We start from the raw sequence: 17,006 nt of genomic DNA, 5'->3' as shown, positions 1-17,006 counted from the left end.
GGAGGCTGAGCCTCCCGGCCCCCGTTGTTCGCATAGCAGTCCAGGAATTTCCGGAAAGTAGGGACCAGCCGTGATTTTGGCGTTCGAGATCGCCCTGATCGTCTTCAGCCTGCTGATGATGCTGCTGGTGCTGATGCACAAGGGAAAGGGCGGCGGTCTCTCCGACATGTTCGGTGGCGGCATGCAGTCGTCCGTCGGTGGCTCCTCGGTCGCCGAGCGCAACCTCGACCGGATCACCGTCGTGGTCGGTCTCGGCTGGTTCGCATGCATCGTGGTGCTCGGTCTGCTCATCAAGCTGGACAACTGACCCGTCGTACGCGATTCCTGTGAGGGTGTAACTCCTTTCACTGGACGCGCGTTGGGCCTTACGTAGACTGGGGCATCTTCGAGCACCATCACGCAGGGAGTTACGACCGTGGCAAGTGGCAACGCGATCCGGGGAAGCCGGGTCGGAGCGGGGCCGATGGGGGAGGCCGAGCGCGGCGAGTCCGCGCCACGGGCCCGCATCTCCTTCTGGTGCTCGAACGGGCACGAGACGCAGCCGAGCTTCGCCCATGACGCGCAGGTACCGGAGACCTGGGACTGCCCGCGCTGCGGTTTCCCGGCCGGCCAGGACCGTGACAGCCCGCCGGACCCGCCCCGCACCGAGCCGTACAAGACGCACCTCGCGTACGTGCGCGAGCGGCGCAGCGACGAGGACGGCGAGGCCATCCTGGCCGAGGCCCTCGCGAAACTCCGCGGCGAGATCTAGGGTCCTTCGTTCGGATCAGGCCGGGCACCCACGGGGTGCCCGGCCGAGTTGCTTCCGTCGCGCCGCAGCCCCGCCGCCGTCCCGTCCTCCCCGCTGATCAATTAAGTTGGAGGGGCAGCGGGGAACTGCGGTGACAAGGAGAGATGGGCTGATGTCCGGGATGAACGCACAAAGCCGAACCAGGCTCAACCAGACGCCGGAATGGACCGCGCTGGGAAAGCACCGTGAGCAGCTCGGGACGACCCACCTGCGCGAGCTGTTCGCGGACGATCCGGAGCGCGGCACCGGATACACGCTGCGCGTCGGTGACCTGTACGTCGATTACTCGAAGCACCTGGTCACCGACGAGACGCTCCGGCTGCTCCGTGAGCTCGCGGCGGCCACCGGGGTGGCCGCCCTGCGGGACGCCATGTTCCGCGGCGACAAGATCAACACCACTGAGGACCGCGCCGTCCTGCACACCGCGCTGCGCGCCCCGCGCGATGCCGTGGTCGAGGTCGACGGCGAGAACGTGGTGCCCGCCGTGCACGCGGTGCTCGACAAGATGGCCGCCTTCTCGGAGCGCGTCAGGTCCGGCGAGTGGACCGGTCACACCGGCAAGCCGATCAAGAACATCGTCAACGTCGGCATCGGCGGCTCCGACCTCGGCCCCGCGATGGCGTACGAGGCGCTGCGCTCCTTCACGGACCGCTCGATCACCGTCCGCTTCGTGTCGAACGTCGACGGCGCCGACCTCCACGAGGCCGTGCACGGCCTCGACCCGGCCGAGACGCTCTTCGTCATCGCGTCGAAGACCTTCACCACGATCGAGACGATCACCAACGCCACCTCGGCCCGCGACTGGCTGCTGACCGGGCTGAGTGCCGGTCAGGACGCGGTGGCCAAGCACTTCGTGGCGCTGTCGACGAACGGCGAGAAGGTCGCGGACTTCGGTATCGACACCGCGAACATGTTCGAGTTCTGGGACTGGGTCGGCGGCCGCTACTCGTACGACTCCGCCATCGGCCTCTCGCTGATGATCGCCATCGGCCCGGACCGCTTCCGGGAGATGCTCGACGGCTTCCACCTGGTCGACGAGCACTTCCGCACCGCGCCCGCCGAGGACAACGTCCCGCTCCTGATGGGCCTGTTGGGCGTCTGGTACGGAAACTTCCACGATGCCCAGTCGCACGCGGTGCTGCCCTACAGCCACTACCTGTCCAAGTTCACCGCGTACCTCCAGCAGCTCGACATGGAGTCCAACGGCAAGTCGGTCGACCGGGACGGCCATCCGGTGGACTGGCAGACCGGACCGGTCGTCTGGGGCACGCCCGGCACCAACGGGCAGCACGCGTACTACCAGTTGATCCACCAGGGCACGAAGCTGATCCCCGCGGACTTCATCGGCTTCGCCGAACCGGTCGAGGGGCTGCTGCCCGGCCTGGTCGCCCAGCACGATCTGCTGATGGCCAACTTCTTCGCCCAGACCCAGGCGCTGGCCTTCGGCAAGACGCCGGACGAGGTGCGCGCCGAGGGTGTGCCCGAGGAACTGGTGCCGCACAAGACGTTCCTCGGCAACCACCCGACGACGACGATCCTCGCCGACCGGCTGACGCCGTCGGTGCTCGGCCAGCTGATCGCGCTGTACGAGCACAAGGTCTTCGTCCAGGGCGCCGTCTGGAACATCGACTCCTTCGACCAGTGGGGCGTCGAACTGGGCAAGGTCCTCGCCAAGAAGATCGAGCCGGTGCTGACGGAGGGTGAGGGCGCCGGGCAGTTGGACAGCTCGACCGCCGCGCTCGTCGCCGCGTACCGCGAGCGCAGGGGGCGCTGACCCCGTGCCCACGGGGGAGGGGACGGTACGGCTGCGGCCGCCGGCCAACACGCTGGACCCCAGGGTCGTCGGCTGGTGGCGGGCCCGGTGGCTGCTGCTGACCGCCGGGCCGGTGGCCGTTCCGGCCGTGCTGGGCGCGTTCCTGGCGTCGGCCCGGTTCTGGCTGCTGCTCTGCGCCGTGGCCTTGGCGGTCCTGGGCGCCGCCTGCGCCGTCCTGCTCCCCCTCTGGTGGTTCCGCACCCACCGCTGGGAGGTCACCGACGAGGCGGTGTACGTCCGCACGGGGGCGCTGTGGCAGGAGTGGCGGATCGCGCCGATGTCCCGGATCCAGACCGTGGACACGGTGCGCGGGCCGCTCGAACAGCTCTGCCGGCTCGCCACGGTCACCGTCACCACCGCCTCGGCCAAGGGCGCGGTCCGCATCGAGGGCCTCGACCACGAGCTGGCCGCCGAACTCGTGGAGCGGCTGACCCGGATCACCCAGGACACCCCCGGGGACGCCACATGAGCACGGCGGACACACCCGACACGGCGGACACACCCGGCACAGCGGACGCGCCGGACACAGCGGATGCGAAAGGCCCGGCGGGCCCCGCCCGGTCCGCCCCGGCCGAGTGGCGGCGGCTCGACCGGCGGGCGGTCCTGCTCGCCGCCCTCGTCACCGCGGGCGTGGCCGCCGGTGCCGCCGTGCCGACCACGCTCGGGCTGTCCGGGCGCCTGGGATACGGCCCCGCCATCGCCTGGGTGCTGACGGGCGCCGCCCTCCTGATCGCCTTCGGCGCCGGCACCGACTACGTACGGTGGCGCCGCACCCGCTACCGGGTGGGCGCCGACCGCGTCGAACTCCACACCGGTCTGCTGCTCGTCAAGAAGCGCTCGCTGGCACGCGAACGCATCCGCAGCGTCGACGTCACCGCCCACCTCCTCCAGCGGGTCCTCGGGCTCGTCACGGTCCGCATCGGCACCGGCGAGCACACCGGCGGCGAGTCGACCCTGGAGCTCGACCCGGTCCTGCGGGCCGAGGGCGAACGGCTGCGCCGCGCCCTGCTGGAGCGGGGCCTCACCGCTGTCTCGGGCAGCCATGTCGAGGGGGAGCTCGTCACCCTCGACCCGCGCTGGATGCGCTACGCACCCGTCTCCTTCGTCGCGCCCGCGCTCGGCGGGGCGGCGGCCGGGGCCGTGTTGCAGGTCAGCGACTGGTTCGGCGCGCAGGGCCAGGTGATCGAATGGGTCGGCGACCGCTACCGGGACACCTCGCTGCTCTCCTTGATCGTGCTCCTCGCCGCCGCCGGGGTCCTCGCCGGGGTCGTCGGCGCACTGGGCCTCTGGGTCGAGATGTGGTGGAACTACCGCCTCGAACGCGAGCCCGGCGGCACCCTGCGCATCCGGCGCGGACTGCTCACCTCCCGCTCCGTCTCCATCGAGGAGCGGCGGCTGCGCGGTGTCGACCTCGTCGAGCCGCTCGGCGTCCGGCTGCTGGGCGCCGCCCGGGTCGACGCCATCACCACCGGGCTGGCCAAGGACGACGAGGAACAGCACGGCGACCACAACACGCTGCTGCCCGCCGCGCCCCGGCCGGTCGCCGACACCGTCGCCGCCGCCGTGCTGCGCGAGACCACCTCCCCGACCGGCGCCGTGCTGACCACGCATCCCCCCAGCGCCCGGGGCCGGCGGCTGCGCCGGGTGCTGTGGACGGTCCTGGCCCCTGTCCTTGTTCTCGCGCTCCTCGGCGCCCTGCTGACACCCGTCCTGCTCTGGGTCGCGCTCGGCTGCGCGGCCGTGGGGCTGCCCGCCGGGGTGGTGCTGGCCCGGGACGCCTACCGAGGACTCGGCCACGCTCTCAGCGGCGGGTACCTGGTGACCCGGTCGGGTGCGCTGCGCCGCTCCACCGCGGCGCTGGAGCGGTCCGGGGTGATCGGCTGGACGGTGCGCCAGACGTACTTCCAGCGACGGGCCGGGCTACTGAACATCACCGCCACCACGGCCGCCGGAGCGGGTGCGTACACGGTGTACGACGCGGACGAGGCCGAGGGCCTGGAGTTCGCGTCCGAGGCCGTCCAGGGGCTGCTGGAACCCTTCCTGGAGCGGGTCCCGGCGGGGGAGTGAGCCCGGCGCGCGACCGGGCCCCGAACGCCCGCAGGCCCGGCCCGCTCCGAGGAGCGGGCCGGGCCTGCGGGCGGTGCCGCCGGGAGCCGGTCAGGCGGATGCCGGCGGATACAGGGCGCGCGGCAGCTGGGACGCTGCCGCCGCGTCCAGCAGCCACAGGGTGCGGCCGCGTCCGTACGCGCCCGCCGCCGGGGCCTGGATCTCCCCGGCGCCCGACAGCGCGATGGCCGCGGCCTCCGCCTTGTCCTCGCCCGCCGCGAGCAGCCACACCTCGCGGGCCGCCCGGATGGCGGGCAGCGTGAGCGTGATCCGGACGGGTGGCGGCTTGGGCGCCCCGTGCACACCGACGACGGTGCGCTCGGTCTCCCGTACCGCGGGCAGCTCGGGGAAGAGCGAGGCGACATGCGTGTCCGGGCCGACGCCCAGCATCAGCACGTCGAACACCGGCACCGGACCGTGGTCCTCCGGTCCGGCCGCCGCGGCCAGCTCGGCGGCGTACGCGGCCGCCGCGGCCTCGACGTCCCCGCCGCGCGGGCCGTCCGACGCGGGCATCGCGTGCACCCGGGCGGGGTCCAGTGGCACCGAGTCGAGCAGGGCCTCGCGGGCCTGCGTGACATTGCGCTCCGGATCGCCCTCGGGCAGGAACCGCTCGTCGCCCCACCACAGGTCGAGCCGCGACCAGTCGACCGCGTCCCGCGCGGGCGCCCCGGCGAGCGCGGCCAGCAGGCCGTTGCCGTTGCGCCCGCCGGTGAGCACCACCGAGGCGTGACCGCGTGCGGCCTGGGCGTCCACGATCTTCGTGATCAGCCGGGCCGCCGCGGCCTGCGCCATCAGCTCCTTGTCGCGGTGCACGACGAGCTGGGGGACGACGGTCACTTGGCCGCCGCCTTCTTCGCGGCCGCCGTCTTCTTGGCCGCCGGAGCGGGCGAGGAGGCGCCCGGCTCCTTGGCGGCGGCCTTGGGAGCCGCCGCTTCCCCGAGCCGGTCCACGCCGAACTTCACCGCGGACTCGTAGGTGTTGTCCGGGTCGAGCCTGCGCAGCTCCTCGGCCAGCAGCTCCGCGGTCTCCCGGCGCTTGAGCGCCACCGCGCGGTCCGGCTGCCCCACCATGGAGAGCGTGGCGAGCGAACCGTCGGCCCGGTCCAGCACGATCGTGCCGTTCTTGGTCTCCATCCGGACGGCCGTCAGACCCGGGCCGCCGGAGGTGGTGCGCTCCACCGGGACCTGAAGCCGGTCCGCCAGCCACATGGCCAGCAGTTCGCAGCTCGGGTTCTCGGACTCGCCCTCGACCGAGGCCGAGACGACGTCCACGGTCTGCTGGTCGAGCGAGGCGGCCAGCATCGAACGCCAGGGCGTGATGCGGGTCCAGGCCAGATCGGTGTCGCCGGGGGTGTACGACTTCGCGCGCACCTCCAGCTCGGCGATCGGGTGCTCCGCCGAGTACGCGTCCGTGATCCGGCGCTGGGCGAGCGCGCCCAGCGGGTCCTTCGCCGCATCGGTGGGTGCGTCCTCCGGCCACCAGACCACGACCGGCGCGTCCGGCAGCAGCAGCGGCAGGACCACCGACTGCGCGTGGTTGGCCAGTTCGCCGTGGAGCCGCAGCACCACGGTCTCGCCGGTGCCCGCGTCGGAGCCGACCCGGACCTCGGCGTCCAGCCGGGCGTCGCGCCTGCTGCGCGGCGAACGGCTGACCCGCTTGATCACCGCGATGATCCGCGAGGGGTGCTCGCGGGAGGCGTCGCCGGCCGACTTGAGCGCGTCGTACGCGTTCTCCTCGTCGGTGACGATGACCAGCGTGAGGACCATGCCGATCGCCGGGGTGCCGATGGCACGGCGGGCCGACACCAGCGCCTGGTTGATCTTGCTGGAAGTGGTTTCCGTGAGATCGATCTTCATGGCCGGCGCCAGCTCCGTCCGTCTCGTGCGAGCATCTCGTCCGCCTCGTCCGGCCCCCAGGTGCCCGACGGGTACTGCGCGGGCTTGCCGTGCTTGTCCCAGTACTCCTCGATCGGGTCGAGGATGTCCCAGGAGAGTTCGACCTCCTGGTGGCGGGGGAAGAGGTTGGCGTCGCCGAGCAGCACATCGAGGATGAGCCGCTCGTACGCCTCCGGGCTGGACTCCGTGAAGGACTCGCCGTAGGCGAAGTCCATCGTGACGTCCCGGACCTCCATCGAGGTGCCGGGCACCTTGGAGCCGAACCGCACGGTGACGCCCTCGTCCGGCTGCACCCGGATGACCAGGGCGTTGCTGCCCAGCTCCTCGGTGGCCCCGGACTCGAACGGAAGGTACGGGGCGCGCTTGAAGACGATCGCGATCTCCGTGACCCGGCGGCCGAGCCGCTTGCCGGTACGCAGGTAGAACGGCACACCCGCCCAGCGGCGGTTGTTGATCGTCAGCTTGATCGCGGCGAAGGTGTCGGTCTTCGACTTGGGGTCGATACCGTCCTCCTCCAGATAGCCGAGGACTTCCTCGCCGCCCTGCCACGCGTGCGCGTACTGGCCGCGCACGGTGTGCTTGCCGAGGTCCTCGGGCAGCTCGACCGCTGTGAGGACCTTGAGCTTCTCGGCGACCAGGGCCTTCGGGTGGAAGGAGCCGGGCTCCTCCATCGCGGTCAGCGCCAGCAGCTGGAGCAGGTGGTTCTGGATGACGTCACGGGCGGCGCCGATGCCGTCGTAGTAGCCGGCCCGGCCGCCGATGCCGATGTCCTCGGCCATCGTGATCTGGACGTGGTCCACGTAGGACCGGTTCCAGATCGGCTCGAACATCGTGTTGGCGAACCGCAGCGCCAGGATGTTCTGGACCGTCTCCTTGCCCAGGTAGTGGTCGATCCGGAAGACCTCGTTGGGCGGGAACACGTCGTGCACGAGCTGGTTGAGCTCCTGCGCGCTCTTGAGGTCGTGGCCGAAGGGCTTCTCGATGACGGCACGCCGCCAGGAACCCTCCTTCTGGTCGGCCAGCCCGTGCTTCTTGAGCTGCTGGACGACCTTGGGGAAGAACTTCGGCGGCACGGAGAGGTAGAAGGCGAAGTTGCCGCCCGTCCCCTGTGCCTTGTCGAGCTCCTGGATGGTCGCCTTCAGGGTCTCGAAGGCGTCGTCGTCGTCGAAGTTGCCCTGGACGAAGCGCATCCCCTGGATGAGCTGCTGCCAGACCTCTTCACGGAACGGGGTACGGGCGTGCTGCTTGACGGCGTCGTGGACCTCCTGGGCGAAGTCCTCGTCCTGCCATTCGCGGCGCGCGAAACCGATGAGCGAGAAGCCCGGCGGCAGCAGGCCGCGATTGGCCAGGTCGTAGACGGCGGGCATCAGCTTTTTACGGGACAAATCGCCCGTGACGCCAAAGATGACCAGGCCCGACGGCCCCGCGATGCGCGGGAGCCGTCGGTCCTGGGCGTCACGGAGCGGGTTGGCTCCGGGAACACCAGACAAAGTGGTCAGCCCTCCGAAGGGGCGAGGCGCTTGAGTTCCGCCTCGGTCGAGTTGAGCAGGTCGGTCCAGGCGGACTCGAACTTCTGGACGCCCTCGTCCTCCAGGAGCTGGACGACGTCGTCGTAGCTGACCCCGAGCTCCTTGATCGCTTCGAGGTCGGCACGGCCCTGGTCGTAGCCACCGGTGACGGTGTCGCCGGTGATGTCGCCGTGGTCGGCCACCGCGTCCAGAGTCGCCTCCGGCATGGTGTTGACGGTGTTCGGCGCGACGAGGTCGTCGACGTACAGGGTGTCCTTGAGGGACGGGTCCTTGACGCCGGTGGAGGCCCACAGCGGGCGCTGCTTGTTGGCGTGCGCCTTGTCCAGGGCGGCCCAGCGCTCACTGGCAAAGACCGCCTCGTACGCCTCGTAGGCCAGGCGCGCGTTGGCCAGGGCGGACTTGCCCTTGGCGGCCTTGGCCGCGTCGCCGCCGATCGCGTCGAGCCGCTTGTCGATCTCGGTGTCCACGCGGGACACGAAGAAGGAGGCCACCGAGTGGATCTTGGAGAGGTCCAGGCCCGCGGCCTTCGCCTTCTCCAGGCCCGCCAGGTAGGCGTCCATGACCTCGCGGTAGCGCTCCAGCGAGAAGATCAGCGTGACGTTGACGCTGATGCCCCGGCCGATCGTCTCGGTGATCGCCGGCAGACCGGCCTTGGTCGCCGGGATCTTGATGAGCGTGTTCGGCCGGTCCACCAGCCACGCGAGCTGCTTGGCCTCGGCGACCGTGGCCAGGGTGTTGTGCGCCAGGCGCGGGTCGACCTCGATGGAGACCCGGCCGTCCTGGCCGTCCGTCGCGTCGAAGACCGGGCGCAGGATGTCGGCGGCGTCGCGGACGTCGGCCGTCGTGATCATGCGGATGGCTTCCTCGACGGTCACCTTGCGGGCCGCGAGGTCGGTGAGCTGCTGCTCGTAACCGTCGCCCGAGGAGATCGCCTTCTGGAAGATCGACGGGTTGGTCGTGACACCCACGACGTGGCTCTGGTCGATCAGCTCGGCCAGGTTGCCCGAGGTGATCCGCTTGCGGGACAGGTCATCGAGCCAGATCGCCACGCCCTCGTCGGAGAGGCGCTTGAGTGCGTCTGTCATGAGAATTGCATCTCCTACTAGTCGTATAACGGCGTCAGCGCGCGGCGGCCGCGAGAGATTCCCGGGCGGCGGCGGCGACGTGCTCGGCGGTGAAGCCGAACTCGCGGAACAGGACCTTCGCGTCGGCCGAGGCACCGAAGTGCTCCAGCGAGACGATCCGGCCCGCGTCCCCGACGTACCGGTACCAGGTCAGCGCGATGCCCGCCTCGACGGCCACGCGTGCCTTCACCGACGGCGTCAGCACGCTGTCCTTGTACGCCTGGTCCTGCTCCTCGAACCACTCGACACACGGCATCGAGACCACCCGGGTCGGTACGCCGGCCGCCTGCAGCTCCTCGCGTGCGCCGACGGCGAGCTGGACCTCGGAACCGGTGCCGATGAGGATGACCTCGGGCGCCGCGCTGTGCCCGTCGGGCGTCTCGGCCTCGAACAGGACGTAGCCGCCCTTGGCCGCGTTCTCGTTCGCCTCGTACGTCGGCACGCCCTGACGGGTCAGCGCCAGGCCGTGCGGGCCGCCCTTGCCGAACACCTTGGTGTAGCGGCGCAGGACCTCGCGCCAGGCGATCGTGGTCTCGTTGGCGTCCGCCGGGCGGACGACGTTGAGGCCCGGGATCGCGCGCAGCGAGGCCAGGTGCTCCACCGGCTGGTGGGTCGGGCCGTCCTCGCCGAGACCGATGGAGTCGTGCGTCCACACGTAGGTCACCGGTGCGTGCATCAGCGCGGACAGCCGTACGGCGTTGCGCATGTAGTCGGAGAACACCAGGAAGGTGCCGCCGTAGATGCGGGTGTTGCCGTGCAGCGCGATGCCGTTCATGGCAGCGGCCATGGCGTGCTCACGGATACCGAAGTGGACCGTGCGTCCGTACGGGTCCGCGCCCGGCAGCGGGTTGCCGGCCGGGAGGAAGGACGACGTCTTGTCGATCGTGGTGTTGTTCGAGCCCGCGAGGTCGGCGGAGCCGCCCCACAGCTCGGGGACGATCTCGCCGAGTGCCTGGAGCACCTTGCCGGAGGCGGCGCGGGTGGCGACGGCCTTGCCGGTCTCGAAGACCGGGAGCTTGTCCTCCCAGCCCTTGGGCAGCTCGCCCGCGCGGACGCGGTCGAACTCGGCGGCGCGCTCGGGGTTGGCCGTGCGCCAGGCGGCGAAGGTCTTCTCCCACTCGCCCCTGGTCTCACGGCCGCGGTCCAGCGCCTCGCGGGTGTGCGCGATGACCTCGTCGGCGACCTGGAAGGACTTCTCCGGGTCGAAGCCGAGGACACTCTTGGTCGCGGCGACCTCGTCGGCGCCGAGCGCCGAGCCGTGCGCGGCCTCGGTGTTCTGGGCGTTCGGGGCGGGCCAGGCGATGATCGAGCGGGCCGCGATGAACGACGGGCGCGTGGTCTCGGCCTTGGCGGCCAGGAGCGCCTTGTACAGACCCGCCGGGTCCAGGTCACCGCTGGGCAGCTGCGCGACACGCTGGACGTGCCAGCCGTACGCCTCGTAACGCTTGAGGGTGTCCTCGGAGACCGCGGTCTCCGTGTCGCCCTCGATGGAGATGTGGTTGTCGTCCCACAGGAGGACCAGGTTGCCCAGCTTCTGGTGCCCGGCCAGCGAGGACGCCTCCGCGGAGATGCCCTCCTGGAGGCAGCCGTCACCGGCGACGGCCCAGATCATGTGGTCGAACGGCGAGGTGCCGGGGGCCGCGTCCGGGTCGAACAGGCCGCGCTCGTAGCGGGAGGCCATGGCCATGCCCACCGCGTTGGCGACACCCTGGCCCAGCGGGCCGGTGGTCGTCTCCACGCCGGTGGTGTGGCCGTACTCCGGGTGGCCCGGGGTCTTCGAGCCCCAGGTCCGGAACGCTTCGAGGTCCGCCAGCTCCAGGCCGTACCCGGCCAGGTAGAGCTGGATGTAGAGGGTCAGGCTGCTGTGGCCCACCGAGAGGACGAACCGGTCGCGGCCGGTCCACTCCGCGTCGGCGGGGTCGTGCCGCATCACCTTCTGGAAGAGGGTGTAGGCGGCGGGAGCCAGGCTCATGGCCGTACCCGGGTGGCCGTTTCCGACCTTCTGTACGGCGTCCGCGGCGAGAACGCGGACAGTGTCCACGGCCCGCTGGTCCAATTCGGTCCACTGGAGGTCTGTGGTGGTCGGCTTGGTGCTCACCCTGAGTCAGGGCTCCTCTCCACTGTTGTAAACCGGTGGCTGTGACCGCACCGGGCGTTGTCGAGCCTACCCCCGTCGCCACCCGCTATTTCCGGCTAATCCCAGGGTGCGGGCGGCCCGCCGGATTCGCCTCCCGTATGAGCGCGCGGGCTCACCGATGCGCCACTCCGATGAGCGCGCGGGCCCACTCCTGAGGCACTCCGAAGAGCGTGCCGGGACCCTCCTGAGCGCATCCGGGAAGACCCCGGGAAACCCGGCGTGTCACCCGGATGAGCGGGCCCCTGCGCGCAGCTGCCGCAAAGGCGCCGCACGCCACATCAACACGACCCCACCCCCGCGAAGAACGGCATGTCCCCAACGTCTACAGTGGTCTGGTTCGCGCAAGTCTCTACCGGGCCCTCAGACCCGGAGCTTGCTGGGATTTCTCTGTCAGGGGTGTGCGTGACGGCCGTCGAGTCCCGACCCGCAGGGGTCGCCTTGACTCCGAGCCCAGGGGGCCATCGCCCATTCGGGGCCCGTGTCAAGGCATTCGTGGCACTGACCAAGCCTCGGATCATCGAGCTGTTGCTGATCACCACTGTTCCGGTGATGTTCCTGGCCGCTCAGGGTGTACCCGACCTGTGGCTCGTGCTCACTACCACCATCGGCGGTTACCTTTCCGCCGGCGGTGCCAATGCACTGAACATGTACATCGACCGCGATATCGACGCGTTGATGGACCGTACGTCGCAGCGACCGCTGGTCACCGGCATGGTGAGCCCGCGCGAGTGCCTGGCCTTCGGTATCGCCCTCGCGGTGATCTCGACGGTCTGGTTCGGGCTGCTGGTGAACTGGCTGTCGGCGGCGCTGTCGCTGGGCGCCCTGCTCTTCTACGTCGTCGTCTACACGATGCTGCTGAAGCGCCGGACCTCGCAGAACATCGTCTGGGGCGGCATCGCGGGCTGCATGCCGGTCCTCATCGGCTGGTCGGCCGTGACGAACTCGATGTCCTGGGCCGCGGTGATCCTGTTCGCCGTCATCTTCTTCTGGACGCCGCCGCACTACTGGCCGCTGTCCATGAAGGTGAAGGACGACTACGCGCGGGTCGGCGTCCCGATGCTTCCGGTCGTTGCCTCCAACCGGGTGGTCGCCCGCCAGATCGTGCTCTACAGCTGGGTCATGGTCATCGTCTCGCTGCTGTTGACCCCGCTGGGCTACACCGGCTGGTTCTATACGGTGGTGGCGTTGCTCACCGGCGGCTTCTGGCTCTGGGAGGCGCACGGTCTGCAGAGCCGCGCCAAGGCCGGAGCGGCCGGGGCCAAGCTCAAGGAGATGCGGCTGTTCCACTGGTCGATCACCTATGTCTCGCTGCTGTTCGTCGCCGTCGCGGTGGACCCCTTCCTGAGGTAGTCCGCTTCGACTTCCGCCGACGGGCGGGGTACGTGGCCCACGCCACGCGCCCCGCCCGTCGCCGTTTGAGCTACCCGTCGGTAGCATCCTGTTCATGGCAGAGACGGCGCAGACCCAGCAGGTGGACGGCAAGCAGGCGGACGGCAGGCAGGCGGCGCGCGCCGAGCGCAGGGCCGCGCGGCTGGCCAAGCAGATCGGCGCGTTCGCGAAGGCCCACGGCGGCGCCGAGGGGCAGCTCGCCTACATCGGGCAGATGGGCACCCGCATCGTCCTGGTCGGCGAGGACGGCGGCTGGGGCGATCTGGTCGCCCCGTCGTACGCGGTCGCGGAGAGCGCCGCGCGGAAGTCCGGGATCACCATGCACGAGTCCTTCGACGGCGAGTTCGCCGCCAAGGTGCGCACCGGTCCGTACGAGTGGACGCGGATGGCCGGCATGCAGATCGGCGGCCCGGCCAACAAGCCCTGAGGCCTGCGGAACGACAGAGCGGCGGGGGGGGGGGGGGGGGGGGGGGGGCGGCGCCCCCCCCGGCGCGGGGGGGGCGGGGGGCCCCCCCCCCCCCCCCCCCCCCGCCGTTCGTGTGTCCGGCCATTGTCGAACCGAGTTTCACTTAATTAGTAATTAATCTTGACGGAGGGTCGGGTGAACCGTCACAGTCCTGTGCGTGGCGCCGCCCCGTGATCTCCGGAGGAGGGCGCCTGACATCCCCAACTCCTGGGAGAATCAGTTGATTTCGCAAGGTGCAAGGATGACGCCTGCCCGGCGTGGAGCAGCCGTGCTGGGCGCCGCCGTCCTGGTGGCGGTGTCGGCCCCGGTGGCGGACGCCGGACAGCGGCCCGCCGAGGCGGCTCCGCCGTACTACGACAGCGGCCTCGCGCCGACCCCGTACATGGGCTGGAACACCTACTACGGTCTCGGCGCCCCGACGGAGGACCAGGTCAGGGGCGTCGCCGACCATCTGGTCAGCAGCGGCCTCAAGGGCAGCGGCTACGACATCGTCTGGCTGGACGGCGGCTGGCAGGCCGACACGCCGAGGGACGCCGAGGGGCGGCTGGTCGCGCACCCGGACCGGTTCCCCTCCGGCATCCCCGCCCTGGTGGACTACCTCCACAAGCGCGGCCTGCGCGCCGGCATCTACACCGACGCGGGGACCTACGACGGCGGCAAGACCTGCGGCCTCGGCAGCCGGGGCCACTACCAGGAGGACGCCGACCGGTTCGCCGGCTGGAAGGTCGACGCGATCAAGGTCGACTTCCTCTGCGGGATCACCGAGAAGACCGACCCGGGCCCCGCGTTCAAGGAGTTCAGCGACGCCGTCGCCAAGTCCGGCCGGCGGATGCTGCTCAACCTCTGCAACCCGCTGACCGACGACTGGGGCCTGCCGCACACCCCGGCCCAGGACGCCCACAACGCCTACGTCTACGGCCCCACCGCCGGGGACTCCTGGCGCACCGGCACCGACATCGCCTGGGGTACCCCCACCGCGGGCCAGTGGCCCAACATCCTGCGCAGCGCGGACGCCAACGCCGGACACCCGGAGGCGCAGGCGCCGGGGCGCTACAACGACCCCGACTACCTCATCCCGATGCGCAAGCTCGATGACGGCTCGCTGGAGCTGACCGAGGAGGAGTCCACCAGCCAGCTGGTGCTGTGGGCCGAGATGAGCTCCCCGCTGGTCATCGGCTCGGACCCGCGCACCCTGCCGAAGCGGATGCTCGACACCCTGCGCAACCCGGAGATCCTCGCGGTCGACCAGGACCCCCTGGCGATCCAGGGTGTGCGCGTCGCCTCCGATGCCGCCGGGGACGTCTACAGCAAGGTCCTCAAGGGCTCCGGCAAGCGGGCCGTGGTGCTCCTCAACCGCTCGGAGCAGGCCGCCGAGCGCACGGTGGACTTCGCCGACGCGGGGCTGTCGGGCCCGGTCGGCGTGCGGGACCTGCGGGCCAGGAAGGGCGCGGGCACGCACTCCGGTTCGTACACCGTGAAGGTGCCGGCGCACGGCACCGCCTTCCTCGGTCTCAGCGGCCGGGACGAGGCGCCGGGCACCGAGCTGCCCACCCGTTCGGACGCGAGCCCCGCGCTGGTGCGCGACGGTGACCGGCTGAGCGTCTTCAGCAGGGGCGCCGACGGCTCGCTGCGGCAGCGCCAGGCGCGCGACGGTCACTGGAGCGGGCGGGCCACCGGCCTCGGCGGTCCGACGCACGGCCGGATCGTGGGGGCGCCCGCCGCCTACGCGGCCGGGCACGGCCGGATCGACGTGTTCGCCCGGGGCACCGATGACGCCGCCTACCGGCTCTCGTACGCCGGCGGCCGCTGGGGCCACTGGCAGAAGCTCGGCGGGGATATCGCCGACACCCCGGCAGTCGCGTACGACCCTTCGGGTCACTGGACGCTCTACGCCCGGGGCAAGGACGGCCACCTCCGTACCCGAGGCGCGACGAGCGGCTGGAGCACGCTCCAGGGACCGGACGGCATCGGACTGTACGGGCGGCCCTTTGCGGTCACCGACGCGGCCGGGCGTACCCAGCTGGTGGTGCGCGCCGCCGACGACTCGCTGCGCCTGCGGGTCCGGGAGGCCTCCGGCAGCTGGTCGGACTGGTCCTCGCTGGGCGGCACCGTGAGCGGCAGTCCCACGCTCCTTGCCACCGGGGGACAGGTGCGGCTCTACGTCCGCGCCGGTGACTACACCTTGTGGCAGCGCACCCTCGCGGCCGGGACCTGGAGCGACTGGTCCCAGGAGAAGAACTTCCCCAGCGGCTCCTTCGACGGCGAACTCGCCGCCGTGGCGGGGCCCGGCGGCGGAGTCCTGACGGCCTTCCGAGGGGTGGCCGGGGTCATCCGCCAGGCCTAACAAAAAATAAATTAGTAATTAATCTTGACGGTGGATCACTCGCACCGTCACTCTGTATCAGCCGAACGAGGGCCCGGCCGTCAGAGGGCCGGGCCCCGTTCCGTGGGCGCATAGGGAGTCCCATGAACACCTCAGCACAGAGCCGCCGTACCTTCCTCGCCGGTGCCGCGGCCGTCGGCGCCACCGCGTTGACGAGCGGCTGCGTCGCCTCGTCCTCCAGCGGCGGGAAGGGGAGCTCGGGTGGTGCGGTCACCCTCCAGTCCAACCTCTCCGCACCGCAGGCCAAGTCCGCGATGCAGGAGGTCGTCGACGCCTTCAACAAGCGCGGCGGCGCGAAGGGTTCGCTGAACACCGTCGCCTCGGAGACCTTCCGCACCCAGCTGCCGACCTACCTCACCTCGGCCACCCCGCCGGACCTCTACACCTGGTACCCCGGATCCGTGGCGGAGTCGTACGCCAAGAAGAACCTGCTGCTCGATGTCAGCGACATCTGGGCCGAGCCCGAACTCGCCGGCTACTCCGACGCGCTGAAGACGCTCTGCACCGACTCGGCCGGCAAGAAGGTCTTCGTACCCACCACCTACTACTGGTGGGGCGTCTTCTACCGGAAGTCCAACTTCGCCAAGTGGGGCGTCAAGGAGCCCAAGACCTGGGACGAGTTCCTCGACCTGTGCGACAAGCTCAAGAGCAAGGGCGTCGCCCCGATCGGCCTCGGCGCCGGCGGCGGCACCCCCTGGGTCGCCTCCTCCTGGTTCGACTACCTCAACATCCGGATCAACGGCGCGAAGTACCACCGCGACCTGCTCGCCGGAAAGCACCGCTTCGACGACCCCGAGGTCCGCAAGGTCTTCGACCGGTGGAGCGAGGCGCTGCCCTTCTTCGACCCCAACTCGACCGCGCTGCCCTTCCAGGACGCCACCACCGCGCTGCTCCAGGGCCGCACCGGAATGATGCTCATCGGCACCTTCTTCGCGGACGCCGCGCCCAAGGACCAGCTCGACGACATCGACTTCTTCCGGTTCCCCGTCATCGACCCGAAGGTCCCGCTCGCCGAAGAGGCCCCGACCGACGGCTACTTCGCCAGCGCCCGGACCGGACGCAAGGACGAGACCAAGGAGATGCTCCGCTACCTCGCCTCCGCCGAGGCCCAGGAGATCTACCTCAAGGGCTCCTCCGGCACCTCGCTGCCCACCCACCCCGACGCCAAGGACAGCGGGACCCCGCTGGTCGTCAAGGGCCGCGAACTCATCGAGAACGCCGCGGACATCACGCAGTTCTTCAACCGCGACTCCAGCGACGCCCTCGCCCCCACCGCCGACACCGCCCTCACGCACTTCCTGTCCAAGCCCAAGGAGATCGGCTCGATCCTCACCACGTGGCAGCGGGACGCGCAGAAGATCTGGAGCCAGTGAC

At 70.7% G+C, this 17,006-nt stretch carries 14 protein-coding genes; 9 read left to right on the top strand and 5 right to left on the bottom strand.

All coding sequences use genetic code 11. The annotated features are described in order from the left end of the window. The first annotated feature begins 70 nt into the window (after nucleotides 1-70). From secG to ACGFU6_RS36990, 5 genes are all read left to right on the top strand, one after another. Entirely contained in the window at nucleotides 71-307 is a 237-nt protein-coding gene (gene secG, locus ACGFU6_RS37010; protein WP_123526733.1) for a preprotein translocase subunit SecG, read from the top strand. Nucleotides 308-415: 108 nt separating this feature from the next. Beyond that, nucleotides 416-751, top strand: coding sequence for an RNA polymerase-binding protein RbpA (locus tag ACGFU6_RS37005; protein ID WP_078617917.1), 336 nt, complete (start codon nucleotides 416-418; stop codon nucleotides 749-751). A 160-nt stretch (nucleotides 752-911) separates the two neighbouring features. Next, nucleotides 912-2,564, top strand: coding sequence for a glucose-6-phosphate isomerase (gene pgi / locus ACGFU6_RS37000; RefSeq protein ID WP_393616953.1), 1,653 nt, complete (start codon nucleotides 912-914; stop codon nucleotides 2,562-2,564). Nucleotides 2,565-2,568: 4 nt separating this feature from the next. Beyond that, a complete protein-coding gene (locus tag ACGFU6_RS36995; RefSeq protein ID WP_393616952.1) occupies nucleotides 2,569-3,072 on the top strand; it encodes a PH domain-containing protein in 504 nt (167 codons plus the stop codon). Beyond that, complete coding sequence (locus ACGFU6_RS36990; protein WP_393616951.1) at nucleotides 3,069-4,670, top strand: PH domain-containing protein; 1,602 nt, start codon at nucleotides 3,069-3,071, stop codon at nucleotides 4,668-4,670. Before ACGFU6_RS36995 ends, ACGFU6_RS36990 begins: the two co-directional genes overlap by 4 nt. 90 nt (nucleotides 4,671-4,760) lie before the next feature. Here the strand turns inward: ACGFU6_RS36990 and pgl are convergent, their stop codons facing one another. Genes pgl through tkt form a run of 5 tightly spaced genes read right to left on the bottom strand, consistent with a single transcriptional unit; the run spans nucleotide 4,761 to nucleotide 11,355 of the window. After that, on the bottom strand, nucleotides 4,761-5,546 hold the full coding sequence (gene pgl, locus ACGFU6_RS36985; RefSeq protein ID WP_393616950.1) for a 6-phosphogluconolactonase: 786 nt from the start codon (nucleotides 5,544-5,546) through the stop codon (nucleotides 4,761-4,763). Further along, the gene (gene opcA, locus ACGFU6_RS36980; protein WP_393616949.1) at nucleotides 5,543-6,565 is read right to left on the bottom strand and encodes a glucose-6-phosphate dehydrogenase assembly protein OpcA; all 1,023 of its coding nucleotides are present in this window, start codon (nucleotides 6,563-6,565) and stop codon (nucleotides 5,543-5,545) included. The genes pgl and opcA overlap by 4 nt, the downstream gene beginning before the upstream one ends. After that, nucleotides 6,562-8,094: a glucose-6-phosphate dehydrogenase gene (zwf, locus tag ACGFU6_RS36975; protein WP_393616948.1), complete on the bottom strand. Its 1,533-nt coding sequence runs from the start codon at nucleotides 8,092-8,094 to the stop codon at nucleotides 6,562-6,564. The genes opcA and zwf overlap by 4 nt, the downstream gene beginning before the upstream one ends. Before the next feature lie 5 nt (nucleotides 8,095-8,099). Continuing rightward, nucleotides 8,100-9,218 (bottom strand): transaldolase, encoded by a 1,119-nt coding sequence (gene tal / locus ACGFU6_RS36970; protein ID WP_393616947.1) that lies wholly within the window; start codon nucleotides 9,216-9,218, stop codon nucleotides 8,100-8,102. A gap of 34 nt (nucleotides 9,219-9,252) precedes the next feature. Further along, entirely contained in the window at nucleotides 9,253-11,355 is a 2,103-nt protein-coding gene (gene tkt / locus ACGFU6_RS36965) for a transketolase (RefSeq protein ID WP_393616946.1), read from the bottom strand. Between the two features lie 435 nt (nucleotides 11,356-11,790). Between tkt and ACGFU6_RS36960 the strand changes: the two genes are divergently transcribed. The 4 genes from ACGFU6_RS36960 (at nucleotide 11,791) to ACGFU6_RS36945 (ending at nucleotide 17,005) form a co-directional block, all read left to right on the top strand. Continuing rightward, nucleotides 11,791-12,744: a heme o synthase gene (locus ACGFU6_RS36960; RefSeq protein ID WP_393616945.1), complete on the top strand. Its 954-nt coding sequence runs from the start codon at nucleotides 11,791-11,793 to the stop codon at nucleotides 12,742-12,744. 94 nt (nucleotides 12,745-12,838) lie between these two features. Beyond that, entirely contained in the window at nucleotides 12,839-13,210 is a 372-nt protein-coding gene (locus ACGFU6_RS36955; protein ID WP_393616944.1) for a hypothetical protein, read from the top strand. A 280-nt stretch (nucleotides 13,211-13,490) separates the two neighbouring features. Further along, nucleotides 13,491-15,593: a glycoside hydrolase family 27 protein gene (locus ACGFU6_RS36950; RefSeq protein ID WP_393616943.1), complete on the top strand. Its 2,103-nt coding sequence runs from the start codon at nucleotides 13,491-13,493 to the stop codon at nucleotides 15,591-15,593. 122 nt (nucleotides 15,594-15,715) lie between these two features. Further along, a complete protein-coding gene (locus tag ACGFU6_RS36945; protein ID WP_393616942.1) occupies nucleotides 15,716-17,005 on the top strand; it encodes an ABC transporter substrate-binding protein in 1,290 nt (429 codons plus the stop codon). Nucleotide 17,006 lies beyond the last annotated feature (1 nt).

The sequence above is a fragment of the Streptomyces sp. NPDC048462 genome (assembly GCF_043200175.1).
Classification (GTDB): domain Bacteria; phylum Actinomycetota; class Actinomycetes; order Streptomycetales; family Streptomycetaceae; genus Streptomyces.
The sequence above is the reverse complement of the archived record's forward strand: the minus strand, read 5'-3'. Positions and strand labels throughout refer to the sequence as shown.